24 protein-coding genes are annotated in these 23,679 nt (G+C 61.3%); 19 read left to right on the forward strand and 5 right to left on the reverse strand.

The window, feature by feature from the left end; genetic code table 11:
- Positions 1-5 precede the first annotated feature (5 nt).
- The 3 genes from E1958_RS01520 (at position 6) to E1958_RS01530 (ending at position 2,059) form a co-directional block, all read left to right on the forward strand.
- Positions 6-260 carry a DUF234 domain-containing protein gene (locus E1958_RS01520; protein WP_133510296.1) on the forward strand — a complete coding sequence of 85 codons (255 nt, stop codon included), beginning with the start codon at positions 6-8 and terminating at the stop codon, positions 258-260.
- Between the two features lie 138 nt (positions 261-398).
- Entirely contained in the window at positions 399-1,412 is a 1,014-nt protein-coding gene (locus E1958_RS01525) for an RnfABCDGE type electron transport complex subunit D (protein ID WP_133510297.1), read from the forward strand.
- On the forward strand, positions 1,409-2,059 hold the full coding sequence (locus tag E1958_RS01530) for an RnfABCDGE type electron transport complex subunit G (protein WP_133510298.1): 651 nt from the start codon (positions 1,409-1,411) through the stop codon (positions 2,057-2,059). The genes E1958_RS01525 and E1958_RS01530 overlap by 4 nt, the downstream gene beginning before the upstream one ends.
- 522 nt (positions 2,060-2,581) lie before the next feature.
- On the opposite strand, the gene E1958_RS01535 is transcribed toward E1958_RS01530, so the two are convergent.
- Complete coding sequence (locus E1958_RS01535; RefSeq protein ID WP_133510299.1) at positions 2,582-2,809, reverse strand: hypothetical protein; 228 nt, start codon at positions 2,807-2,809, stop codon at positions 2,582-2,584.
- 792 nt (positions 2,810-3,601) lie between these two features.
- On the opposite strand from E1958_RS01535, the gene E1958_RS01540 reads away from it, so the two are divergent.
- The 8 genes from E1958_RS01540 (at position 3,602) to E1958_RS01575 (ending at position 11,863) form a co-directional block, all read left to right on the forward strand.
- On the forward strand, positions 3,602-3,994 hold the full coding sequence (locus E1958_RS01540) for a hypothetical protein (RefSeq protein WP_133510300.1): 393 nt from the start codon (positions 3,602-3,604) through the stop codon (positions 3,992-3,994).
- Positions 3,939-4,436 carry a helix-turn-helix domain-containing protein gene (locus E1958_RS01545; RefSeq protein ID WP_133510301.1) on the forward strand — a complete coding sequence of 166 codons (498 nt, stop codon included), beginning with the start codon at positions 3,939-3,941 and terminating at the stop codon, positions 4,434-4,436. Before E1958_RS01540 ends, E1958_RS01545 begins: the two co-directional genes overlap by 56 nt.
- Entirely contained in the window at positions 4,433-4,894 is a 462-nt protein-coding gene (locus tag E1958_RS01550) for a DUF6941 family protein (RefSeq protein ID WP_133510302.1), read from the forward strand. The genes E1958_RS01545 and E1958_RS01550 overlap by 4 nt, the downstream gene beginning before the upstream one ends.
- Before the next feature lie 26 nt (positions 4,895-4,920).
- Positions 4,921-7,311, forward strand: coding sequence for an EcoAI/FtnUII family type I restriction enzme subunit R (gene hsdR / locus E1958_RS01555; RefSeq protein WP_133510303.1), 2,391 nt, complete (start codon positions 4,921-4,923; stop codon positions 7,309-7,311).
- 253 nt (positions 7,312-7,564) lie between these two features.
- The gene (locus E1958_RS01560; protein ID WP_133510304.1) at positions 7,565-7,849 is read left to right on the forward strand and encodes a type II toxin-antitoxin system HigB family toxin; all 285 of its coding nucleotides are present in this window, start codon (positions 7,565-7,567) and stop codon (positions 7,847-7,849) included.
- Between the two features lie 13 nt (positions 7,850-7,862).
- Positions 7,863-9,080, forward strand: a complete 1,218-nt coding sequence (locus E1958_RS01565) for an ImmA/IrrE family metallo-endopeptidase (RefSeq protein ID WP_133510305.1) — start codon at positions 7,863-7,865, stop codon at positions 9,078-9,080.
- 57 nt (positions 9,081-9,137) lie between these two features.
- Positions 9,138-10,679, forward strand: a complete 1,542-nt coding sequence (locus E1958_RS01570) for a class I SAM-dependent DNA methyltransferase (protein ID WP_133510306.1) — start codon at positions 9,138-9,140, stop codon at positions 10,677-10,679.
- The gene (locus E1958_RS01575; RefSeq protein WP_133510307.1) at positions 10,679-11,863 is read left to right on the forward strand and encodes a restriction endonuclease subunit S; all 1,185 of its coding nucleotides are present in this window, start codon (positions 10,679-10,681) and stop codon (positions 11,861-11,863) included. Before E1958_RS01570 ends, E1958_RS01575 begins: the two co-directional genes overlap by 1 nt.
- Here the strand turns inward: E1958_RS01575 and E1958_RS01580 are convergent.
- Entirely contained in the window at positions 11,858-12,148 is a 291-nt protein-coding gene (locus E1958_RS01580; protein ID WP_133510308.1) for a type II toxin-antitoxin system HicB family antitoxin, read from the reverse strand. The genes E1958_RS01575 and E1958_RS01580 overlap by 6 nt on opposite strands.
- 388 nt (positions 12,149-12,536) lie before the next feature.
- On the opposite strand from E1958_RS01580, the gene clpB reads away from it, so the two are divergent.
- From clpB to E1958_RS01620, 8 genes are all read left to right on the forward strand, one after another.
- On the forward strand, positions 12,537-15,134 hold the full coding sequence (clpB, locus tag E1958_RS01585) for an ATP-dependent chaperone ClpB (RefSeq protein WP_133510309.1): 2,598 nt from the start codon (positions 12,537-12,539) through the stop codon (positions 15,132-15,134).
- A 22-nt stretch (positions 15,135-15,156) separates the two neighbouring features.
- Positions 15,157-15,564, forward strand: coding sequence for a hypothetical protein (locus tag E1958_RS01590; protein ID WP_133510310.1), 408 nt, complete (start codon positions 15,157-15,159; stop codon positions 15,562-15,564).
- A gap of 10 nt (positions 15,565-15,574) precedes the next feature.
- Positions 15,575-16,633, forward strand: a complete 1,059-nt coding sequence (locus tag E1958_RS01595; RefSeq protein WP_133510311.1) for an AI-2E family transporter — start codon at positions 15,575-15,577, stop codon at positions 16,631-16,633.
- Between the two features lie 301 nt (positions 16,634-16,934).
- Positions 16,935-17,312, forward strand: coding sequence for a hypothetical protein (locus E1958_RS01600; protein ID WP_089729890.1), 378 nt, complete (start codon positions 16,935-16,937; stop codon positions 17,310-17,312).
- Positions 17,299-17,619 (forward strand): type II toxin-antitoxin system PemK/MazF family toxin, encoded by a 321-nt coding sequence (locus E1958_RS01605; protein ID WP_089729892.1) that lies wholly within the window; start codon positions 17,299-17,301, stop codon positions 17,617-17,619. The genes E1958_RS01600 and E1958_RS01605 overlap by 14 nt, the downstream gene beginning before the upstream one ends.
- A 73-nt stretch (positions 17,620-17,692) precedes the next feature.
- On the forward strand, positions 17,693-18,769 hold the full coding sequence (locus E1958_RS01610) for a DegT/DnrJ/EryC1/StrS family aminotransferase (protein ID WP_133510312.1): 1,077 nt from the start codon (positions 17,693-17,695) through the stop codon (positions 18,767-18,769).
- 212 nt (positions 18,770-18,981) lie between these two features.
- The gene (locus tag E1958_RS01615; RefSeq protein WP_133510313.1) at positions 18,982-19,245 is read left to right on the forward strand and encodes a type II toxin-antitoxin system Phd/YefM family antitoxin; all 264 of its coding nucleotides are present in this window, start codon (positions 18,982-18,984) and stop codon (positions 19,243-19,245) included.
- Positions 19,242-19,505 (forward strand): Txe/YoeB family addiction module toxin, encoded by a 264-nt coding sequence (locus tag E1958_RS01620; protein WP_133510314.1) that lies wholly within the window; start codon positions 19,242-19,244, stop codon positions 19,503-19,505. The genes E1958_RS01615 and E1958_RS01620 overlap by 4 nt, the downstream gene beginning before the upstream one ends.
- 307 nt (positions 19,506-19,812) lie before the next feature.
- Here the strand turns inward: E1958_RS01620 and E1958_RS20010 are convergent, their stop codons facing one another.
- Genes E1958_RS20010 through E1958_RS21115 form a run of 3 tightly spaced genes read right to left on the reverse strand, consistent with a single transcriptional unit; the run spans position 19,813 to position 23,593 of the window.
- Positions 19,813-19,983, reverse strand: a complete 171-nt coding sequence (locus E1958_RS20010) for a hypothetical protein (protein WP_165742040.1) — start codon at positions 19,981-19,983, stop codon at positions 19,813-19,815.
- Positions 19,984-20,034: 51 nt separating this feature from the next.
- On the reverse strand, positions 20,035-22,170 hold the full coding sequence (locus tag E1958_RS01625; protein ID WP_243725217.1) for a WD40 repeat domain-containing protein: 2,136 nt from the start codon (positions 22,168-22,170) through the stop codon (positions 20,035-20,037).
- On the reverse strand, positions 22,136-23,593 hold the full coding sequence (locus E1958_RS21115; protein ID WP_133510316.1) for an AAA-like domain-containing protein: 1,458 nt from the start codon (positions 23,591-23,593) through the stop codon (positions 22,136-22,138). Before E1958_RS21115 ends, E1958_RS01625 begins: the two co-directional genes overlap by 35 nt.
- Positions 23,594-23,679 lie beyond the last annotated feature (86 nt).

A 23,679-nucleotide genomic window follows, 5' to 3' on the forward strand; every position in this document is an offset into this window, starting at 1 on the left:
TCATAATGTTCATTGAGCAACTCATTGCGAGCCATGAATTTACTCAAATAGGTCGATACTGGGAAAAGAACAATCAAAACGAAATTGATATCGTGGCTGTCAACGAGTCTGATAAAACCATCCTCGTCGCCGAAGTTAAACGACAGGTTTCAAAGATTAATCTCAACCTGCTGGATAAAAAAGCCCAAAAAATCCGACAACAGTACCCCGATTATGAGATTAAATTACAGGGATTTTCTTTGTTGGATCTGGACGCTTGACGGTTTGTAGTAGCGAACAAATTGTCTGATGCGTCTTTGCTTTCAATTGTATAGAATTCTCAGCCGGATAGCTGGGAGGGGAGTTCTCTCCGGCCCCCACCACGCAGTGCATACCCCGCAGCCATAAGTGAGATCGAGTTGAAGCTCCAGGACCCCAAGCTGCTGGTCCAGCCGGCGCCCCTGCTCAAGCAGCCCTTGACCACTGCCAAGGCCATGGGGGATGTGGCCTTCGCCCTGGCACCGGCGACCCTGGCCGGGGTCTGGTTCTTCGGCCTAGGTGCCCTGCTGATTGTGAGCGCCGGCATCGCCGGGGCCGTGCTGACCGAGTGGGTCTTTTCCCCGTCCGGGCAGCGCCGGGCCAAGCTGCTCGATGGCAGCGGTCTGATCACCGGACTCCTGCTCGGCCTCAGCCTGCCCCCGGGGTTGCCCTTGTGGATGGCCTTCCTCGGCGGGGTGGTGAGCATCGGTCTGGGCAAGCTGATCTGGGGCGGCTTGGGCTACAACCTGTTCAATCCGGCACTGGTGGGACGGGCCTTTCTGCTCGCTACCTTCCCCGTGGCCATGACCACCTGGAACGCCCACACCGGGGATTTCTTCGCTGTCCAGGCCTCCATTCTCGCCGCCCCTTTCCTGCAGGCGACCTATGACGGTATGAGCGCAGCGACGCCCCTGGGGACCATGAAGTTCGAGGGCCAGTCTACGCCCCTGTGGGACCTGGTGATCGGCAAGACCAGCGGCTGCATCGGCGAGACCAGTGGTCTGTTGCTGGTCCTCGGCGGCATCTACCTGGTACTGCGTCGGGACCTGGATTGGCGGATCCCGACCAGCATCCTGCTCTCGGTAGCCGCCTTCTCGCTGGTCCTCTTCCTGATCGATCCGGCCGGCTACCCCGATCCGCTGTTCTCCCTGTTCTCCGGCGGCCTGCTGCTCGGGGCCATCTATATGGCCACGGATCCGGTCACCTCCCCCATCACCCCTAAGGGCGCCTGGATATTCGGGGTAGGTGTGGGGCTACTAGTGGTCCTGATCCGGGTCTTCGGCGGCTTCCCCGAGGGGGTCATGTACGCCATCCTGCTGATGAATGCCGCCACCCCCCTCATCGACCGTTACACCCAGCCCCGGGTCTTCGGCAAAGGGATCAAGACCCCGTGAGCAGCAACCAAGACCGATCGCTCCGGGAGCCCGGCTCTACCCGGCTGGTTGCGACCTTAGGGCTAGCGGGCCTGCTGTCCGGACTCATCATCGTCTCCGTATTCGAGGCCACTCGGCCCACCATCGTTGCCTACCAGGCCAAGGTCCTGCGCCAGGCGGTGTTCAAGGTGCTGCCCGGCACCACCCACATGCAGCGCCTGGTCTATCGGGAGGGACGGCTGTTGGTCAAGGAAGCGGAGGATCAGGACGAAGAGGCCCTGTTCGGCGGCTACGACGCCCAGGGCCGACTCCTGGGCTATGCCATCCCCAACGCAGGCCCCGGCTTTCAGGACACCATCCGCCTCATTTACGGCTATCTGCCCGCCGCCCGCCGAGTGGTCGGCATGGAGATCCTGGAGAGTCGCGAGACCCCCGGGCTGGGGGACAAGATCTACAAGGACGCCGATTTCGTCGCCGGTTTCTGGGACCTGGCCATCGACCCCCGGATCCTGGCCGTCAAGCAGGGCACCAAGGCGGCGGCCAACCAGATCAACGCCATCACGGGCGCCACCATCTCTTCCAAGGCAGTGGTCAGGATCATCAACCAGGGCAACGCGCGCTGGCTCGAACGCCTGCCGGCGCCCGAGGCCGCGCCGCCCTTGGAGTAGCAATCCTGAATGATTCGGTTTTGGGGAAAGATCCCTCCTGCGTCGGGGCAGGGTTTGACGTGTTGCGTTGCGACGCCCAAAGGCTCGTTGATCGACGGCCAGGCCCGTACCGGCGTCTTAACACAACCTACATCCAGATTACCCCCGCGCTGCCGGCCCGCGCGGCCTTGCGTTAAGTGTAGGTTGGGTTAGGCGCGCGGTTCGATCCTGAAGCACAGTGACAGGGCTGAACGCGCCGTAACCCAACACGTCCGGTCTCCCAAACAGCGCCAAATAACCCAGGACCGCGCCCGGACCGGCACGGCATCGAACGCGGTGTAACGCAACCCGATGCTCGGATCCATTTTCGGTTTGTGCCGCTCTGGTTTTCGGCTGGCTCCCCACGCTCCCCAGCGTGGGGAGCCAGCCGAAAATCAATGCCAATAGAAAATCAATAGGTTAGTTTTTAGACAGCCTCTGAGCTGGTTCTGATCATTGCCGGCGTTGGTGACCTGGTAATGCATGATGAGCTGGTGTTTGTCGTCAACGCAACGTTGCACCTTGTAGCCCGTCACAGGCTGGTTGCTTGTTCAAGGCCCGCGCATCAGGGTCGGTACGGGAGCGCTGGGTCTCACCACGCTCCTCAAGCTGTTTGCGTTGCGCCTGCTGGCGGGCCTGGCGCGTCTTGAGTTCCTCCAACTTGCTCGCCAGCGTGGGGTCTTCACCCAACCGGTCGCCGGCCTGGTTTTCCTGCGCGTCGTTGGCATCCAAGCAGGGTCAGCGTCAGATCACCGCTCGATCTGCTTCCAGTTCAGCTTCGGCCTTCTTTGCGTCATTGATGCTGGCGTCACTGGCGCTGGCATTGAAAAAACCAGCCGTCAATGCCACGATCGCCGTTTCTGCGCCCAGCAGCTCCAGCTCTTGGCACGGCTTTTTGATGGGGAATCACGGTTGGCGCCCGCAACTCCCGTTGACCGCGTCAGAGGCGCTCAGCTGGTGCAGGTAGCTCTCGGGACTAATCCCTCCCGCAGCCAGATCAACTCCAGGTTGCGCCGGCACTCGCCCAGACGCCGGGGCTGCGCACCCAGTTGAGATCGTCGTAAACATAAAGCAGGCAGCACCGCCGGATCAGACGCCGGCTGACCGGGCGTGAGCTCACCGTCGCATGGTAAACCCCAACGCGTAAATCGAAGCGTGCAACATAAGCGTCGATTGCCCGGGGTTGGTTTCGCTCACCTAGTCTTCAAGCCAGGCGGGCAGGCGTGCGGCCTGGGCACGGGCGACGCCTGGCTTGTAACCTCTCGCCATCAATCTCAACCTCTCGGATCGAACTCGACCGGGAGCTTACCCTCGCCACCACCAAGGGCGAATTCTTTCACAGTCTCTCCAGCGTGGGAACGAGCGCGAAATTTACAGATTTTATGCCCTAAAATCAGTATCTTAATTTTAGACAGCCTCTTAGCATTGTGGGTGAGAAAGCTCGCACAAGCTCAAGCGACTCTACCCGCAATATCAAGCGAAATGAGGTACTAGTATTGACCAGCTTATATCTAGGTAGATATATTGATTGCCCTGTTCGTACACGATGATGCCGAGGCCGACCTGGAGGCCCTCTGGAAGGAGGAACCTCAGGCGGCGGCCCGAATCCTGGCCCTCTTGGCGCAACTGGAAGGCGACCCCGACTTGCTGGACCGCCTGACCCAGCACGACTACGGCGCTCATCGGTCGGCAGATTTTCACGTCAGCAAGTGGCAAGCGCACTGGCGAAAGGGGCAGGATTTGTGGCATTTGAAGCTATGGGATCTGGAAGCCAAGGGACTTCGCTATCGCGTCGTCTACGCCTTCGAGCCACGGAGGCAGCACTACCACGTATTGGCCATAGCGCCGAGGGAGTTCAACTATGATGCAAGCCACCCGATCAGCCGGCGCATCCTCTGCGCCTATCAGGCGCTTTGAGAAGGTCTTCGCTCCGCCTGGCACGACAGTCGAAGCGACCAGCCGTATCCAGTGCCAGGTCTTTATTTTCGAGGACTACACTGCGTTCCAGCCCCAGGTCCCCGCTAAACACACGGCCATCAGTCAATTGGTGGGCAAGTGGGAGCAGGACGGCCAGCGCCGTGCCGCCCTGGAAGAGGGCAGGCGTTGGGTCGCCGACACCTTCTATGGCGAGGATGGTGACACGGTGCGTACCCTGCGGTTGCGCAAAGGATGGTCGCAAGCCCGTCTGGCGGCGGAGCTGAGGACCAGCCAATCCCATATCGCCCGTATCGAGCGAGGTACGGAGAATCTGACCATCGAGACCTGCCGCAAGCTCTCCAGGGCCTTAGGCATCGACCTGAATACCCTGGACCAGGCGCTCAAACGTCAGGAAGCCATCGCCCAGGCGCAACGGAAATGATTACGCGCTACGTCGAGACCCTCTTTTGTGATGACATCCGCCACGAGATGGGCGGAAAGCTCTCCTTTATCGGGGTCTATTCGGGAGAATTATTGGTTCCCGCGTTTCCGGTCACGCTTCCCAAGCTGTGCCTGTTCGTAAATATCGTAACGCCTGCCGAGGAGCCATTCCGTTCTCTTAATCTGCGTATTTTGAAGGATACAGAAATCGTGCAGGAGATCGCCTCCGATGAGGCACAATTAACGGCCCTTTCCGACTCGGCCAAAGACCTGACGATAGAACAAAGAAAAATGGGCATTCTGGCAAATCAAGTTACGGCTACTTTCTCCCCGATGCGATTTGATGGACCTTGTACCTTGAGTGTCCGCGTCCGGACCGAGGACGGAGAATTGCACGGCAAGGGGCTGAAAGTGGATCAGGCCCAGCCCCCGGTCGACGCGGTTCCCAAGCAAACTTAAGATGACCTCCGGTAGTGGATTCCACATTGAATGAAGCGGATACCTGCCGGGCCCATGTAACCCCCAAGCTCAGGGCGGTGGGCTGGGAGCAGTATCCGCATTCCATCACCGAACAGCAGACCTTCACCGACGGGCGGGTCGAGGTGCGGGGCAGTGTCGTCCGCCGCCGGGACCGGAAACGGGCCGATTACCTCCTGCGCTATACCCGCGATTTTCCGCTGGCCGTGGTCGAGGCCAAGCCCGAATCCGACCCGCCCGGTAAAGGTTTGCAGCAGGCCAAGGAATACGCCGAAATCCTCGGGCTGAAATTCGCCTATGCCACCAACGGTCACCGAATCATCGAATTCGACTACCTGACCGGACGAGAAACCGAGCTGGCGGCCTACCCATCGCCGGCGGAACTATTCTCCAGATTGAAGGCCGGTCAAGGGCTGGAGGACAGGATCGCGGACAAACTACTGACCCCCTATCACCCCGTCCCCGACAACCCCCCGCGCTATTACCAGGAAATCGCCATCAACCGGGCCGTGCAGGCCATCCTGCAAGGCAAACGCCGTAATCTGCTGACCATGGCCACCGGCACCGGCAAGACCCTGGTAGCGTTTCAGATCAGCTGGAAGCTATGGAATGCCCGCTGGAACCGCACCGGCGCATACCGCAAGCCGCGCATCCTGTTCCTGGCCGACCGCAACCTGTTGGTCGACGATCCCAAGGACAAGACCTTTGCCCCCTTCGGCGATGCCCGCCACAAGATCGAAGGCGAAGCGATCAAGAGCCGGGAGATGTACTTCGCCATCTACCAGGCCATCGCCGAGGACTCCCGCCGTCCCGGTCTCTATCGCGAATACCCGCAGGGGTTCTTCGATCTCATCATCGTGGACGAGTGCCACCGGGGCAGTGCCCGTGACGGCAGCAATTGGCGGGAAATCCTTGAATGGTTCGAGCCTGCCTACCAGTTGGGCATGACCGCCACGCCGTTGCTCGAGGACAACCGCGACACCTACGAATACTTCGGCAACCCACTCTATACCTACAGCCTGCGCCAGGGGATCGATGACGGTTTCCTCGCCCCCTACCGGGTCCACCGGGTCGTGACCCAGGTAGACGCCACCGGATGGCGACCCGGCAAGGGCGAAGTGGACCGCTACGGCCGGGAAATCCCCGACGAGGAATATCACACCAAAGATTTCGAGCGCGCCATCGCCTTGCGCGCCCGTACCCAGGCCATTGCCCGCCACCTTGCCGGCCACCTTGCCGAGTTCATGGGACGCACGGACCGCTTCGCCAAGACCATCGTGTTTTGCGTCGATCAGGAACACGCCGACGAGATGCGCCGCGCCCTGAACAACCGCAACGCCGATCTGGTCCGCAGGCACCCGGACTATGTGGCCCGCGTTACCTCGGAAGAGGGCAGGACCGGCACCAGGCACCTGAGCCGCTTTCAGGAATTGGAGACCACCAGCCCGGTCATTCTCACCACCTCGCAACTCTTGACCACCGGCGTGAACGCGCCCACCTGCAAAAACATCGTGCTGGTCCGAGTCGTCAACTCCATGACCGAGTTCAAGCAGATCATCGGGCGCGGCACCCGCATCTGCGAAGACTACGGCAAGACCTGGTTCAACATCCTCGACTACACCGGCTCCGCGACTCGGAACTTCGCCGATCCCGATTTCGACGGCTGCCCGGAAATCGAGGAAGAGATCGCCATCGACGGCGAAGGGCATGAAATAGGACCGGAAGATGACGACATCCAAGAGCCACCGCCACCGGACTATGAAGGTGAAGATGAAGGGAAAGAAGGAGGAGGGAAAATAATCGCCGCTCCCCCACCACCGGGAGAACCGCGCAAATTCTATGTGGACGGCGGGCACATCGAGATCCTTGCCCACCTGGTCTATGAACTGGACGCGCAAGGCCATCAGCTCCGCGTCGTGCAATTCACCGACTATGCCGGGGAAAAGGTCCGCACCCTGTTTACCTCGGCCGACGAACTGCAAAACCGCTGGGCCGATCCCCTCGAGCGCGAAGAAGTGATGCTGGAACTGGAAGCGCGCGGTATCGCCTTCGAGGAGTTGGCCGAGGCGACCGGGCGGCCCGATGCCGACCCCCTCGACCTGCTCTGCCATCTCGCCTTCGATACGCCGCTTCGGACCAGGCAAGAGCGCGCCAACTATCTGCGCAAAAATCGGCCCGATTTCTTCGATCAATACGGACCGGAGGCGCGGGCCATCCTTACCGCGCTGCTCGACAAATACACCGACTTCGGTCCCAGCCAGTTCAGCATCCCCGATGCCCTGCAAGTACCGCCCATCTCCGAGCGCGGCAATGTCATGGAAATCGCCGAGCTCTTTGGCGGCGCGCCCCGGATGAAACAGGCGATGGACAGGCTGCAAATGCTGCTATACCAACAATAGAGTTGTTCCCGATGCGAGTCTTTAAAAATCAATCGGTTATATTAGAACATGAGGCCGACACGATGGTTGTTAACCAGAAAACAAAGGGTTAGGCGCCAAATGGTTCTCGTAACATACTGATTTTAAAGTATGTTGCAAAGGGAACAACTCTAATGAGCTTGGGACCGGCAGAAAAACCCTTTTCTCAGTGCCTCCCCAATACCAATATGGGAATTGAAAAATTTATTCCTAAATTGGGATATTCCAGTCTACAATGAAGGTTCTCGGGCGAGACAAGTTGGCAGCCTTCTGGCAACGACACGCCGATGCAAAGGACGCGCTGGAGGCATGGTTCGACGAGGCCGAGCGTAGCGACTGGACCATGCCACAGGACATCAAGAACCGCTATCGCAGCGTCGACTTCCTCGCCGGCAACCGAGTCATCTTCAATATCAAAGGCAATCACTACCGCCTGGTGACGAAAGTACGCTATCGAAGTGGCATTGCGGTTGTCGAATGGGTCGGAACCCACGCCGAATACAACAAGCAACGCTTTTGATCGGGTGCATACCATGAACCGGGCAAAAATCATCAAAACCGATCAGGAGCATCAGCAGGCACTCGAGCGCCTGATGCAACTGATGGACAAAGATCCGGTAGCCGGTACTGCGGAGGCGGATGAACTGGACCTCCTGGCATTGCTTGTCGAACATTACGAGCGTGAACGGTATCCCATCGAACCGCCGGACCCGGTCGAAGCCATTCAATTTCGCATGGACCAAATGGGCTTAACCCGAAACGATCTCACGCAATATATCGGTTCGACCTCCAGGGTTTCCGAGGTCCTCAATCGCAAACGACCGCTGAGTTTGAATATGATTCGCAAACTCAGCAGCGGTCTTGGCCTCTCCGCTGATGTCCTCATCCGTGAGCCGAACCAGAGATCCGCCAATGAATCCGATATCGACTGGCAGGCTTTCCCTCTTGCCGAGATGCGCAACCGGGGTTACTTCGACAGCTTCTCGGGATCTCTCCAAGAATTGAAAGAATATGCCGCCGAACACCTGAGCCGCTTTCTGGACAGTGTCCCGGGCGGCCCTTCCTTGCGTCCGGCCCTGCTGCGCACCAGCGCCCACCTGCGCCCCAACGACAAGGAGATGGATTCGTACGCCCTTTGCATCTGGCAGATTCGCGTCCTGCAAAAGGCCCAGGCCACCCCCTTGCCTACGAGGTACAAAATCGGCACGGTGAATCAGGAATTCATGGTCAGGTTGGCGCGCGAGTCGTGGTCCTCCCAAGGTCCATTGATCGCCAGGGAATATCTCAACCGCCATGGTATTCATCTCGTTACTGAGCCCCATCTACCGCGCACCTACCTCGACGGGGCCGTTTGTAAAAATGCTGACGGTAACCCGGTGATCGCATTCACCTTGCGGCATGATCGGCTCGATAACTTTTGGTTCACTTTGATGCACGAATTGGCTCATATCGCCCTCCATCTGGACGGCGATGCCGCTTGGTTTATCGATGACCTGGATGTCGAAGACAATAATCGAGTCGAGCGTGAGGCCGATATGCTGGCCCAAGACGTACTCATTCCACAAGCACGCTGGGGGGAGCGAAAACCCGCCGACATTCCTTCCGTGGTGGCCCTTGCCGGCCAGTTAAACATCGCTCCAGAGATTATCGCCGGGCGTCTGCGGCGAGAATCGAATAACCATAAACTTTTCGGTAAACGCTTTCGTACGAAGATCAAGCCGCTATTCGCAACAGAGTTCGCCCGCACTTGATCGAGCGCAGCGCCGGCAGTCGACGCCATGCCAAGAAAAAAAACAGCCGAACCACCCATGACCACGGCCCAACAACTGGCCGGCATCGTCAAATCCGCCCGCCAGACCATGCGCAAGGACAAGGGCCTCTCCGGCGAGCTGGACCGGCTGCCGATCCTTACCTGGGTAATGTTCCTCAAATTCCTCGACGACCTGGAGCAGCGACGCGAGACCGAGGCCGTTTTAGAGGGCAAGACCTTCCGATCCGCCATCGAGCCACCTTACCGCTGGCGCGACTGGGCGGCGGCGGAGGGCGGCATCACCGGCGACGAGCTGATCGCCTTCATCAACCAGGAGCGAGCCATCCTGCCCGACGGTCGTGAAGGCCCCGGCCTGTTCGCCTACCTGCGCAACCTGCAAGGGGCCGCCGGCGGCGACCGCCGCGACGTCATCGCCACCGTTTTTATGGGCCTGCAAAACCGCATGCTCAACGGTTACCTGCTGCGCGATGTGATCGATAAGATCGACGGCATCCACTTCAATTCATCGGAAGAGATGCACACCCTGAGCCGCCTCTACGAGACCATGCTGCGCGAAATGCGCGACGCGGCGGGTGACTCCGGCGAGTTCTACACCCCGCGCCCGGTGGTGCGCTTCATGGTAGAGGTGACCGACCCCAGGCTGGGCGAGACCATCCTCGACCCCGCCTGCGGCACCGGCGGCTTTCTGGTCGAGGCCATGCGCCACCTGGAACCGCAGTGCCGTACCGTCGAAGACCGCGCGACCCTGCAAAACAACAGCCTCTACGGCGGCGAGGCCAAGCCCCTGCCCTACTTGCTGGTCCAGATGAACCTCTTGTTGCACGGGCTGGAATACCCCCGCATCGATCCCCAAAACAGCCTGCGCTTTCCATTGCGCGAAATCGGCGACCGGGACCGGGTGGACCTGATCCTCACCAATCCGCCCTTCGGCGGCGAGGAGGAAAAAGGCATCCTCGGCAACTTCCCCGAAGACCTGCGGACCGCCGAAACCGCGCTCTTATTCCTGCAACTTATCATGCGCAAACTCAAACGGCCGGGGCCAGGATCGGACCAGGGCGGACGCGCCGCCGTGGTCGTGCCCAACGGCACCCTGTTCGCCGACGGCATCGCCGCCCGCGTCAAGGAAGACTTGCTCAAGCATTACAACCTGCACACCATCGTGCGCCTGCCTGAAGGCGTCTTTGCCCCCTACACCGACATCCCCGCCAACCTGCTCTTCTTCGACCGCTCCGGTCCCACCGGCGACATCTGGTTCCACCAGATTCCGCCGCCGGAAGGGCGCAAGAAATACACCAAGACCAAGCCCATGGAATACACCGAATTCGACGCCTGCCTGGCCTGGTGGAACCGGCGCGCGGAGAACGCTCAGGCCTGGAAGATCCGCGCCGCCGATGTCTTGAAATATGACCAAACAGGCAAGCTGCTCTCGGCCAATCTCGATATCAAAAACCCCAACAGCCTGGAATCACTGGAGCACCGGCCACCGGAAGAGCTGATCGCCGATATGCTGGAGAAGGAGCGAAGGGTGATGGGGGTTATGGAAGAGATTGGAAGGCGATTGGCTGGGGTTACGCCTTAATGGCTGTTTGGTCTACTGTCAGTATCGGAGATATCCTCACAAAGTCCGAGTCGTGGATACCGATCGCCCCGGATACAGAATACAAAGAAGTTACGGTTCGACTTTGGGGGCGAGGTGTTTCCCTACGAGGGATCAAATTGGGTTCGGAGATTAGCTCGTTGCGACGTCTCCAGGTTACACCTGGCCAATTTATCGTTTCGCGGATCGATGCAAGGCATGGCGCCTTCGGAGTAATTCCCAAAGAATTGGATGGCGCAGTAGTTACCAACGATTTTCCTGTCTTCACGCCAAATCTGGATCGCTTGAGTGCCGATTTTCTCGGGTGGTTGAGCAAGACCCAGAGATTCGTAGATGTGTGCAAGAAGGCGAGCGAGGGAACGACAAACCGCGTTCGCTTGAAGGAAAATCGCTTTGCTGAGATCGAGATTGAGTTACCTTCCCTCGACGAACAACGCCGTATTGTCGCCAAGATCGAATCCCTGGCCGCGAAGATCGACCAGGCCAGGCAACTGCGACAGGCAATCCGGACCGACATGGATTCCCTGCTGGTGGCAATGGCTCATCGGAATGACCTCACCGATGATGAAAAGCTGGCACAAGGTTGGAAGCGCGTGGCTCTAGGCGAGGTGCTCACCCAGGTATTCGATCCCGTGGAGGTCGAGCCTGGAAAAGAGTACCCGCATTTCGGCATCTACAGCTTCGCCAAGGGCTTATTTAAAAAGGCTCCGCTGTCCGGTGATGAGATCAAGGCATCGAAGCTCTACCGAGTGCGTGAGGGACAATTCATCTATGGGCGTCTCAACGCCTATGAGGGGGCTTTCGCCATCATTGGCAAGGACTATGACCAACATCATGTTTCAAACGAATTTCCCGCGTTTGCATGTGTAACTGACAGGATATTACCGGAGTTTATGCTGGCCTATTTTTCAACTCCGGTAGTCTGGGAAGCGATTAAGCGAAAAGTCACTGGGATTGGCGGAGGAGCAGGTAATCGGCGAATCCGGTTAAAGGAGGATGTCTTACTCTCGGATGAAATCTGGCTACCCCCCATCAGGTGGCAACAAAAGATCAAAACAACCACCGAACAGTTGGCTATCGCCAAACAGGACCGCGAATCGGCTGGCCTGCAACTCGACGCCCTGCTCCCCGCCATCCTCGACCGGGCCTTTAAGGGGGAGCTATAAGCCGATGTCATTAATAGGAATGTTTCTGCAATCAAAATTTCCCTTTAAATTTCCAGTCAATTTTGCTCCGCTGATTTGAATCTGTTGGATGCCTATTAATTTCATATTTATCGGTTGCTCTTCTTCAAGACATAATTCGATAACCTCTTGAATTCTTGGATATAACTCTTCCAAAGTTTTTGCCTGCGTGTGGCAACTTTTTAGTGATGGAACCGTAGCAACAAAATAACCATCTTCATCCTGTTCGATTATAGCCGTAAATGACAAGTTGTCGTTGGAAATCATTTTATCTCTCTTCTAGGTCTTGTGGAGTAACAAACCCAACATTCAAGCTCACCTGCGGCAAAGCTGTCCGCTGCAACGCCAAACTATACCATTTTGCATTATTTTCCAATTGGAATTATTTTTTGCCGCGAATGAACGCGAATCAGGGCGACCAGCTACCAGTCGCCGGCTGGTAGCTGGCGACTGGCCGGCGGGATGCATCCGGATATCGGGCACTACCCCACGGCGAATCGGTAGTGGTAAATTATTACAAATTTTAGGCAGTGATCTTGATTTGCGTTCATTTGCGGCTGAATTCTTCGACCGGCAGTTGACATCGAGGCACCTTGATTTTCAGACAGTCTCTTAAGACGACCTCCGGGTAGTTACACTGAAAGAGAGATCACCCATGCGCATGGACAAACTCACGGCAAAATTCCAAATGGCCCTGGCGGACGCCCAGAGCCTGGCGGTCGGGCGTGACCACCAGTTCATCGAGCCGATCCACCTGATGCTGGCGCTATTGGATCAGGAGGGTGGCACGGTCCGTCATCTGCTGGCGCTGGCGGATGTCAATGTGAATCGGCTGCGCTCCAGTCTCGGGGAGGCCCTGGAGCGGTTGCCCCAGGTCCAGGGCGTGGCCGGAGACCTGCACGTCTCCAACGACCTGGGGCGGTTACTCAATCAGACGGACAAGCTGTCCCAGCAGCGCAACGATCAGTACATCTCCTCCGAGCTCTTCGTGCTGGCGGCGGTGGACGACGAGGGGACGCTCGGCAACCTGTTGCGCGCCGCCGGGGCCAGCAAGGACGCCCTCGAACAGGCTATCGACCAGATACGCGGCGGCCAGACGGTAGACGACGCCAATGCGGAGGAGCAACGCCAGGCCCTGGAGCGCTACACCATCGACCTGACCGAGAAGGCGGAGCAAGGCAAGCTCGATCCGGTCATCGGCCGCGACGACGAGATCCGCCGCACCATCCAGGTCCTGGCCCGGCGCACCAAGAACAACCCGGTCCTCATCGGTGAGCCCGGCGTGGGCAAGACGGCGATCGTGGAGGGCCTGGCCCAGCGCATCGTCAACGCCGAGGTGCCCGAAGGGCTCAAGTCCAAGCGTCTGCTGGCGCTGGATATGGCAGCCCTGATCGCCGGCGCCAAGTTTCGCGGCGAGTTCGAGGAGCGGCTCAAGGCCGTGCTCAACGACATCGCCAAGCAGGAGGGCAACCTCATCCTGTTCATCGACGAGCTGCACACCATGGTCGGGGCCGGCAAGGCCGAGGGCGCCATGGACGCGGGTAATATGCTCAAGCCGGCCCTGGCCCGCGGTGAGCTGCATTGCATCGGCGCTACTACCCTGGACGAGTACCGCAGGTACGTGGAAAAGGACGCTGCCCTGGAGCGGCGGTTCCAGAAGGTGCTGGTGGACGAGCCCAATGTGGAGGACACTATTGCCATTCTGCGGGGCCTGAAGGAACGCTACGAGGTCCATCATGCGGTGGAGATCACCGACCCGGCCATCGTGGCCGCCGCCACCCTTTCCCACCGCTACATCACCGATCGCCAGCTCCCGGACAAGGCTATTGATCTGGTCGACGAGGCCGCCTCCCACATTCGTATGGAGATCGACTCCATGCCCGAGGAGATGGACAAGCTGGACCGCCGGCTCATCCAGCTCAAGATCGAGCGCGAGGCCCTGAAGAAGGAGTCCGACGAGGCCTCCCGGAAACGGCGCGCTGACCTGGAGGACCAGATCGGACGCCTGGAGCGCGAGTTCTCGGATCTGGACGAGATCTGGAAATCGGAGAAGGCCTCGGTCCAAGGGACCGCTCACATCAAGGAAGCACTCGACCGGGCGCGGCTGGAGCTGGAGGCCGCGCGTCGAGCCGGCGACCTGGCACGCATGTCGGAGATCCAGTACGGGCGGGTCCCGGAGCTGCAGAAGCGACTCGAGACCGCCGCTGAGGCCGAACACGCGGAAAAGAAGCTGCTGCGTAACAAGGTAACCGCCGAGGAGATCGCCGAGATCGTCTCTAAGTGGACCGGCATCCCCGTCTCCCGGATGCTGGAAGGGGAGCGCGACAAGCTGCTGCGTATGGAGCAGGCGATCGGCGAGCGCGTGGTCGGCCAGGACGAGGCGGTACGCGCGGTGAGCGATGCCATCCGCCGCTCCCGGGCCGGCCTCTCGGACCCGGCCCGGCCCCTGGGCTCCTTCCTGTTCCTGGGGCCCACCGGGGTGGGCAAGACCGAGCTGTGCAAGGCCCTGGCCGAGTTCATGTTCGACACCGAAGCGGCCATGGTACGCATCGACATGTCCGAGTTCATGGAGAAACATTCGGTAGCCCGGCTCATCGGCGCCCCGCCGGGCTATGTGGGCTACGAGGAAGGCGGCTATCTCACCGAGGCCGTCCGCCGCCGGCCCTACAGCGTCATCCTGCTGGACGAGGTGGAAAAGGCCCATCCGGACGTGTTCAATGTATTACTCCAGGTGCTGGACGACGGGCGCCTGACCGACGGCCAGGGTCACACCGTGGACTTTCGGAACACAGTGATCGTCATCACCTCCAATCTGGGCTCGGATATCATCCGGCAGAAGGCGGGAGAAGAACACTACGCCGAGATGAAGGACGCGATCATGGAAGTGGTCCGGGTGGCCTTCCGGCCCGAGTTCATCAACCGCCTCGACGAGATCGTGGTCTTTCATCCCCTGCAGCGGGAGCAGATCCGGGCCATCGCCCGTATCCAGATCCGCTATCTGCGGGAGCGCCTGGAAGAACGCGAGCTGCGGCTCCTGATCAGCGACGCCGCCCTGGACCATCTGGGCGAGGCGGGTTTCGACCCCGTCTATGGGGCGCGGCCCCTTAAGCGCGCCATCCGCGCCCAGCTGGAGAACCCGCTGGCTCAAGCGATCCTGGCAGGCAAGTTCGGGCCCGGCGACACAGTCGAAGTGGCGTTGCGCGACGGACGGCTCGATTTCGAGCAGGTCACCGAAGGTAAGCGGGTCGATTGAACAACCAGCTGCGGGACCAGGTTTGAACCACAACGGAACCTTATCCGCGTTCTTTTCGGCTGCCCTGCTCACCCTCGGCGGTTGCGCCGGCGCCACCGAAAAAGACGATCTGGCCAAGGCCCTGGGGGCAACCCTCGCCACCTACGGAGAGGCCATGCGGTGGGGCTATTTTCAGACCGTCTACGGTTATGTCCACCCTGACCGACGTCGGAAGATCCCGCAGCACATCGATAACCTACGGATCATCGGCTATGAGGTGTTGGAGCCTCCGCGTATGCATGACGAGGAAAGTGCGGAGCAGCTAGTCCGCATCGAGTACGTCCACGAGGACGTGCAACGGCTACGCGCTGTGTTGGATCGTCAGCTGTGGCGCTACGACAAGGCTAGCGGTGGCTGGTGGCTGGAGTCCGGGATTCCGTCGTTCGAGTGAGGTAAGGGCAATGACAACCGAGGTCGAATTCAACCCCGCGGCGCGGTTTCTGTTGGTCAGCGGTGCCTTCGTGCTGGTGGTCGCGGGCCTGCATGCGGCCGCCTCGCTGATTACCCCCTTTCTACTCGCCGGCTTCATCGCCGTCATTGCCGCCCCGACCATGTTCTATTTCGTACACCGCGGGACGCCCGCCTGGCTGGCGCTGCTGGCGGCGAGCGCGGTCATGATCGCCATCGGTGGTCTCATCGTCGTCCTAGTCTCCGGGTCTCTCAACGCCTTCATGGCCCAGCTGCCTGAATACCAGATGAGGCTCAAGGAATTGACCCAGGAGCTGGTCACCTGGTTAAAAGACGTGGGGATCCAGGTGCCGTACGCGGCCCTTACCGACTATTTGGATACCGGCAAGGCCATGGAAATGGCCGGGGTATTGCTCGGTGGTCTGGGTGACATGCTGACCAATGCCTTCCTGATCGTATTGACCGTGATCTTCATCCTGCTCGAGGCATCCAACCTCCCGGCCAAGTTGAAGGCAGGGCTCCGGGCACCGGATTCCTCCCTCGCGCGGCTGCGGAGCGTGCTCGACAACATCAACCGCTACATGGTCCTCAAGACCCTCATGAGCCTGCTCACCGGGGGCTTGATCTGGGGTTGGCTCTGGTACCTCGAGCTCGACTTCGCGCCGCTCTGGGCCTTGGTGGCCTTTCTGTTCAACTATGTGCCGACCATCGGTTCCATCATCGCAGCGATCCCCGCAGTCCTGCTGGCCCTGGTACAGCTCGATGTCCAGTCGGCGCTCTGGATCGCCCTCGGATACCTGGTGGTCAACGCCGTCGTCGGCACTATGATCGAGCCCAGATTCATGGGACAGGGCCTGGGTCTCTCCACCCTTGTGGTCTTTGTCTCTTTGGTCTTCTGGGGCTGGGTTCTGGGCCCGGTGGGCATGTTCCTGTCGGTGCCGCTGACGATGGCCCTTAAGATCGCCCTCGACGCCAACCCCCAGACTCGCCCCATCGCGATCATGCTCGGCCCGGAGATCAAGGTGCCCGCGGAGCCGGCGCAGGGCGGATAAGCTTGCGCCATCCGCCGTATGCCAGCCATCTCCGTCGGATAGCGATCATCCCTGGCCTGCCCCGACCTGCGGGCTGCCATCCGGCGGGTGACGGCGCGCCCACCGCCGCGGCAATCGCGGCGCCTGGTGCACGCGCCTGACCCGCCCTACGGGCTCGATATGATCTCATGTATGAACATACATGTCGAATAGATATCATATGACAATATATAATGTCATATAATATGACACCATATGTCTATATGTATACGGGATATGTCTGATCTTTCCTGCGTCCCGATCAAACGCGAGGAGCAACGTCATGATCGACTACCGCGACCCGAGGACCGTCATTGGTCCGAAGCGCCACATCTCCAACGTGCAGGTGATCTACGACGGCGGCCCGAACGACTGTGCCGTCGCCCGGCTCGACTGGGACGGAGAGCCCGGCGTCGGCATCCGCTGGAACGGCAACGCCGCGGATCAGCCCTTGGGCAGTCCGCAGAGCCGGGGACACCCTTTCTGGTTTCGGGTTCCGGATGACTTCGCCGAGGTCGTACTCCGACACGCACAGGAGCTGGCACCGGAGACCGAGCTGGACGCCGCCTATCGTGAGATGGCGAGCGATACCGAACGCGAGCAGGCAGCGACCGAGTGGAGCCAAGCCCTGATCGGAGACGTAGCGAATGCGTCGCGGTGAGGTCTGGTGGGTCGACTTCGGCCCCTCAGTCGGCGGCGAGATCAGAAAACGCCGCCCCGCCGTTATCCTCAGCAACGACTCCGCCAACCGCTTTCTGAACCGGGTGCAGGTGGTCCCGCTGAGCAGTAATACCTCCAGGCTCTATCCCAGCGAGGCCAGGGTCCGCATCAGGGAGGCCGAGAGCAAGGCGATGGCGGATCAGCTGACCACCGCGGACAAATCGCGTCTGATCGAGCAGCTCGGTACCCTATCGGCGACGCACCTGCGTGCTGTCGAGAACGCCGTTCGGATCCAGCTCGCGCTCTGATAAGGTCTGTCGTTATCCGGCGCGGGTGGTCCGCATCCGCGGCCGGGAAAACCCCAAGACCACGAGGAAATCCATGCAGTTCATCGACCTTCAGGCCCAGTATCGCCAGCTCAAGGAACAGATCGATACCCGCATCCGGCGGGTATTGGACCACGGGCGCTACATCCTGGGCCCCGAGGTCGCGGAGCTCGAGGCGCGGCTGGCCGAGTACGTCGGCGTCAGGTATTGCATCGGGATCTCCAGCGGAACCGATGCCCTGCTGGTGTCCATGATGGCCTTGGGCATCGGATCGGGAGATGAAGTCATCACCACACCCTTCACCTTCATCGCCACCGGCGAGGCGATCGCCCTGCTCGGCGCGCGGCCGGTCTTCGTCGACATCGATCCGCGCACCTACAACATCGCCCCGGACCTGATCGAGGCGGCCATCACGCCGCGCACTCGCTCCATCGTGCCGGTCAGTCTGTATGGCCAATGCGCCGAGATGGATGCGATCAACGCCGTCGCCCGACGCCATGGGCTACCGGTGATCGAGGACGCCGCCCAGAGCTTCGGCGCCACCTATCGGGGCCGGCGCTCCTGTGCCCTATCCACCATCGGGTGCACGAGCTTTTTCCCCTCCAAGCCGTTGGGCTGCTATGGCGATGGGGGGGCCTGTTTCACGGACGACGAGGCCCTTGCCGTCAGGATTCGTCGGCTCTCGGTGCACGGACAAGACCGCCGCTATCATCACCCCCTGATCGGCATCAACGGGCGGCTGGACACGCTACAGGCGGCGGTGTTGCTCGCAAAATTAGAGGTGTTTCCGCAGGAAGTCGAGGCGCGTGAACGGATCGGAAGGCGCTATACGGAGCGCCTCGCCGACAGCGTTCAGGTCCCTTACGTGGAACCCTATAACAGGAGCGTCTACGCCCAGTACACGATCCGGGTCCAGGCCCGTGACAGGCTGGCCGAGAGGCTGAGGGAGGTGGGTATTCCCACCGCCGTGCACTATCCGGTCCCACTGCCGAGCCAGCCGGCCCTCAAGGACCCGAACGCTCAGGTGCCGAACGCGACCGCGGCCGCCAGGCGGGTGCTCAGCCTCCCCATGTCGCCCTGGCTGACCGAATCCGACCAGGATGCGGTGATCGAACAGGTTCGAGCCGCATAGGATGCGGTGAGCGCGGTAGGTCTTTCAGGATGGCACTACGAGGAGGCGCGAACCGCATCGATGGACGGCGGGTGATAACCGCGAAAACCACGAAACTTCGGCACTGCTGTACCAGGTGTCGGTAGTGTCGGGTAGACAGGCTTTACGCCTTGACAGATTTTCGGCGCAAGGCTATTCTGACAGAAAACCTGTCACTACTGAGCAATCGCAACATGAAATCCTTTAGCTATACGGAGGCACGGGACCGCCTGAAACACCTGATGGACCAGGTCAACGAGGATCATGCCCCCTTGCATATCCAGCGTCGCAACGGCGCAGGGGCGGTCCTGATGGCAGAGTCCGATTACACCGGGCTCCAGGAAACCCTTTACCTACTCGGAAACCCGGTCAATGCAGAGCGACTCCTGGCAGCCCGGCGCAGGAGTCGGGAGGACGGGATACCCTGGGAGGATGCGAAAGCGCGGCTTGGTCTGTGAGGCAGCTGATCCTGGACCCCCAAGCCCTGGAAGACCTGCAATGGTGGACGCGAACCGACAAGCGCGTCGCCCGGAAGGTTCTGCGGCTGCTGGAGGAAACCCTACGCAACCCATTCGCAGGCAAGGGCAAACCGGAGGCCTTGAAATTCGACCTTGCCGGGTGCTGGTCGCGCCGCATCGACCTGAGGCATCGTCTCGTTTATGAGGTCACCGACAGCGAAATCCGCGTGTTGTCCTGTCGGTTTCACTACCGAGCGTAGGATGCGGTGAGCGCGGTAGGATGGGCAAAGCAAGCGTCCATGCTCAAGGTTTCGGTCATTCCGCACCGCGGCTGTCTCTGGCTCCCACGCTCCAGCGTGGGAGCACATCCTAGACGCTCCAGCGTCATGAAATCTGGTCCCGAGTGGGGCGAAGGATCTCGGCCGCTGGAGCGGCCACAACGGCGTTCCCACGCTGGAGCGTGGGAACGAGAGAACGGCCCTTTTATAGACAGCCCGTAGGCTGGGGTGAGCTTGCGAACCCCAGCATTCCCGTCTTCATATGCCGAAAGAAGCTGGGTTTCGTTCCTCACCCCAGCCTACGGTCCTGAGGACTCATGCGCCGACGCCAATAGCTACGGTTGGCCTCGGGTAACTGCTCCATCCAGCGCTCGATCTGTCGGTCCAGGGTCGGGCGGATGGGGTGGTCGTCCGGCAAGCCCTCGAGCTGGGACCGGAGCAGGGCGATACGGTCGTGCATGGCCGGCATCTCCTCAATCCAATCGAGGGCCTTGGCAAGGGACTCCTCGGCCTAGCGTTCATCTCCTTCCACCCAGTCGGTCGCTGCCTCGTCGAGCCGGTCGCGGATGACGCTGGCATGGACCGGGTACTGGTCGCAGGTCTTCTGGTAGCCGAGGTCTCGGGGCAGGTAGCGGTTCCACTCGGCCAGGCTCAGGTTACGGCCCGCAATGGCACAGGCACGCTGCCTCCAGGCGTCCTCGTGCATTTCCCAGAGCAACAGCATGGAGTCCCAGCGGTTATCCGGGTCGTCACCACTGCCGGAGACCACCCGGCGGCCGTCCGGGCTGAAAGCGACGCTCCAAACCGCGGCGCTGTGCCCCTGCCAGGGCTCGCCGAGGGGCCGGCCGGTCTCGGCGTCCCACAGGCGCAGGCTGTTGTCCGAACTGCCGGAGACCACCCGCTGGCCGTCCGGGCTGAAGGCAACGCTCAAAACCGCGGCGCTGTGGCCCTGCCAGGGCTTACCGAGGGGGCGGCCGGTCACGGCGTCCCACAGGCGCAGGCTCTTGTCCTCACTGCCGGAGACCACCCGCCGGCCGTCCGATCTGAAAGCGACGCTCCAAACCGCGGCGCTGTGGCCTTGCCCACTAGCTCCCCAAGCCTCGCCGAGGGGGCGGCCGGTCGCAGCGTCCCACAGGCGCAGGCTCTTGTCCCGACTACCGGAGACCACCCGGCGGCCGTCGGATCTGAAGGCAACGCTGGAGACCGAGGCGCTGTGGCCCTGCCAGGGTTTGCCGATGGGGCGGCCGGTCTGGGCGTCCCACAGGCGCAGGCTCTTATCCCCACTGCCGGAGACCAGCCGACGGCCATCAGGGCTGAAGGCAACGCTGGAGACCGAGACGTTGTGGCCCTGCCAGGGCGCGCCGAGGGGGCGGCCGGTCGCGGCGTCCCACAGGCGCAGGCTGCTATCGCGACTGCCGGAGACCACCCGGCGGCTGTCGGGGCTGAAGGCAACGCTGGAGACCGAGGCGCTGTGGCCTTGCCCACTAGCTCCCCAAGCCTCGCCGAGGGGGCGGCCGGTCGCGGCGTCCCACAGGCGCAGGCTCTTGTCCTCACTGCCGGAGACCACCCGGCGGCCATCGGGACTGAAAGCGACGCTCCAAACCGAGGCGCTGTGGCCCTGCCCTGGCGCGCCCATGGGCCGGCCGGTCTGGGTATCCCACAGGTGCAGGCTCTTGTCCGAACTGCCGGAGACCACCCGGCGGCCGTCCGGGCTGAAAGCGACGCTCCAAACCTTGTCGCTGTGCCCCTGCCCCCCAGCTCCCCAAGCCTCGCCGATGGGCTGGCCCGTCTCGGCGTCCCACAGGCGCAGGCTCTTGTCCGAGCTGCCAGAGACCACCCGGCGGCCGTCGGGACTGAAATCGACGCTCCAAACATCGGCGCTGTGCCCCTGCCAGGGCTTACCGATGGGGCGGCCGGTCTCGGTGTTCCACAGGCGCAGGCTGTGGTCCTCACTGCCGGAGACCACCCGGCGGCCGTCGGGACTGAAATCGACACTGGAAACCCGGCCGCTGTGCCCCTGCCAGGGTTCGCCGATGGGGCGGCCGGTCGCAGCGTCCCACAGGCGTAGGCTCTTGTCCCTACTACCGGAGATCACCCGGCGGCCGTCCGGGCTGAAAGCGACGCTCCAAACATCGGCGCTGTGCCCTTGCCAGGGCTTGCCGATGGGCTCGCCAGTGGCGGTGTTCCACAGGCGCAGGCTGTGGTCCGAACTGCCGGAGACCACCCGGCGGCCGTCGGGACTGAAATCGACGCTCCAAACATCGGCGCTGTGCCCCTGCCAGGGCTCGCCGATGGGGTGGCCGGTGGCGGCGTCCCACAGGCGCAGGCTGTTGTCCAAACTACCGGAGACCACCCGGCGGCCGTCCGGACTGAAAGCGACGCTTGTAACACCACTACTGTGCCCCCGCCAGGGTTTGCCGATGGGCCGGCCGGTCTCGGCGTCCCACAGGCGCAGGCTGTTGTCCCAACTGCCGGAGACCACCCGGCGGCCATCGGGACTGAAATCGACGCTTGTAACAGTGCCACTATGGCCCTGCCAGGTCGCACGCAGGTGGCCGATTAGCTGATTGGCGCGCAGGAGGTTGCTCAAGGCGCTTAGGCGGATGTCGTACTCACGTCCTTTCGGGAGCCCTGTCTCGCCGGCCATGGTTTCCGCTTGGCGCACCAGAAGCGCAGCACGACGCACATCGCCTGCATAAGGGCTCGGGGAATAGGCCGCCAGCAGGCCGCTGGTACTCATAGAGTCGATGCGGGCGGCCGCGGGCCTCGACCGCCTCCCGTTGTGCCTGTTTCGCCTCCTGCTCCGCCGCTTCCGCAAGGGCGCGCTGTTGGTCTGCTTCTTTCTTTGCGGTGGTCGCGTCCCATGCCAGCCAGCCGGTAGCCATTGCCAGTACCAGGAACAACAGGGAAGCGACCACGGCCACCGGCGCCAGGGTGGTGGTCAAGCGGCGCCAGATCTGCTGCCAGAGGGCCTTGACCGGCAGCCGTTGCTTGATCCAGGGGTCATCGAAGGTTTTATGGTAGATGCGGTTGCGTACCCTCAGGTTGGGGCCGTCACGCTTGACCACACCGCTGAGCTTGAGGTGGTTCTTGATCGGGCTGCGGGCCTCGTCCGGCTCGGGCGCGCGGTCTTGGAGTACGCGCTGATAGGTGAGCAGTATCTCCTCGGGCGGTACGCCGCCGGGCAAGCGGCGGGTCAGCATGTCCTTGACGAACTCCAGATTCAGATCCTGGCCCGCCTGTTGGTCGAAGAATAGATCAGCGACGGCTGTGTCGACCCGCTCCCTGGGTTCCGTATCTGCGGTGTGGTCCGGCTGGTGATCCGCGAGCGAGTCACAAAGGCGCAGGGTGAGGAAGGGGTGACCGTCGGTCCAGTGCAGGATCCGGTCCATCAGGCGGCCAGCGTCGGCACCGAGCCCGGCCTCCAGGGTTGTGGCCTCTTGGCGACTGAAATCGCCGAGCTCCACCCGTTGGCCGATGTTGAACGGCGTCCTTTTTTCGTCGGCGATCAGGTCGTTGGGGGTCGCGACCCCGATCAGCACGAACCCCAGACGTCTGAGCTGGGGCCGCTGGCCGCGCAGGTTGTAGAGCATGCGGATGGCGGCGAAGAAGTCGTCGCAGGAGAAGTCGAGGCTAAGGGTGGTATCGATCTCGTCGATAAAGATCACGATCCGGCCTTCGGTCTCGGCCAGGACGATCCGCTCCAGGTAGTTGGAGAGGCGTTGGGTCAGGCTCAGATGCGCCTGCTCCTCCCAATAGTCCAGGGCGTCGGTCGCGAGCCCGAGCTGGTCTTGGATCTCGACGGCCAGTCCCAGATACCACTGCTCCGGGGTGACGCCTTGGGTGCCGATCCTCTCCAGGCTGATGCGCACCGTGCGCACGCCCTCTGCCTCCAGCCGGCGGGCGGTGTAATCCATCATGCTGGATTTGCCCATCTGCCGGGAGGTCAGCATGAAGGCAAACTGACCCTCGCGGCAGAGCCGCAGCAGCTCCTCGTCGGCGCTGCGCTCGACGTAGAGGCTGGTGGTGCTGTCGACATTGCCGCCGACGGTGTAGGTGAGCTGTGTCATTGCAGGCGCCGGGCGAAGGGTAGTGATAAATCAATAAGTGGTAAAGGAGAGAGGCTCATCAACCACTCCCCGTTTCTTTGCTGTCC

Origin of the sequence: Candidatus Thiosymbion oneisti (genome assembly GCF_004359955.1) — a bacterium.
Classification (GTDB): domain Bacteria; phylum Pseudomonadota; class Gammaproteobacteria; order Chromatiales; family Chromatiaceae; genus Thiosymbion; species Thiosymbion oneisti.

Excerpts from the sequence above, each read along its gene's own strand:
- E1958_RS01520 (WP_133510296.1), top strand. The coding sequence starts at position 6 with ATGTTCATTGAGCAACTCATTGCGAGCCATGAATTTACTCAAATAGGT.
- E1958_RS01545 (WP_133510301.1), top strand. The coding sequence starts at position 3,939 with ATGATGCAAGCCACCCGATCAGCCGGCGCATCCTCTGCGCCTATCAGG.
- E1958_RS01550 (WP_133510302.1), top strand. The coding sequence starts at position 4,433 with ATGATTACGCGCTACGTCGAGACCCTCTTTTGTGATGACATCCGCCAC.
- E1958_RS01560 (WP_133510304.1), top strand. The coding sequence starts at position 7,565 with ATGAAGGTTCTCGGGCGAGACAAGTTGGCAGCCTTCTGGCAACGACAC.
- E1958_RS01565 (WP_133510305.1), top strand. The coding sequence starts at position 7,863 with ATGAACCGGGCAAAAATCATCAAAACCGATCAGGAGCATCAGCAGGCA.
- E1958_RS01570 (WP_133510306.1), top strand. The coding sequence starts at position 9,138 with ATGACCACGGCCCAACAACTGGCCGGCATCGTCAAATCCGCCCGCCAG.
- E1958_RS01575 (WP_133510307.1), top strand. The coding sequence starts at position 10,679 with ATGGCTGTTTGGTCTACTGTCAGTATCGGAGATATCCTCACAAAGTCC.
- E1958_RS01580 (WP_133510308.1), bottom strand. The coding sequence starts at position 12,148 with ATGATTTCCAACGACAACTTGTCATTTACGGCTATAATCGAACAGGAT.
- clpB (WP_133510309.1), top strand. The coding sequence starts at position 12,537 with ATGCGCATGGACAAACTCACGGCAAAATTCCAAATGGCCCTGGCGGAC.
- E1958_RS01595 (WP_133510311.1), top strand. The coding sequence starts at position 15,575 with ATGACAACCGAGGTCGAATTCAACCCCGCGGCGCGGTTTCTGTTGGTC.
- E1958_RS01600 (WP_089729890.1), top strand. The coding sequence starts at position 16,935 with ATGATCGACTACCGCGACCCGAGGACCGTCATTGGTCCGAAGCGCCAC.
- E1958_RS01605 (WP_089729892.1), top strand. The coding sequence starts at position 17,299 with ATGCGTCGCGGTGAGGTCTGGTGGGTCGACTTCGGCCCCTCAGTCGGC.
- E1958_RS01610 (WP_133510312.1), top strand. The coding sequence starts at position 17,693 with ATGCAGTTCATCGACCTTCAGGCCCAGTATCGCCAGCTCAAGGAACAG.
- E1958_RS01615 (WP_133510313.1), top strand. The coding sequence starts at position 18,982 with ATGAAATCCTTTAGCTATACGGAGGCACGGGACCGCCTGAAACACCTG.
- E1958_RS20010 (WP_165742040.1), bottom strand. The coding sequence starts at position 19,983 with ATGCACGACCGTATCGCCCTGCTCCGGTCCCAGCTCGAGGGCTTGCCG.
- E1958_RS01625 (WP_243725217.1), bottom strand. The coding sequence starts at position 22,170 with ATGGCCGGCGAGACAGGGCTCCCGAAAGGACGTGAGTACGACATCCGC.
- E1958_RS21115 (WP_133510316.1), bottom strand. The coding sequence starts at position 23,593 with ATGACACAGCTCACCTACACCGTCGGCGGCAATGTCGACAGCACCACC.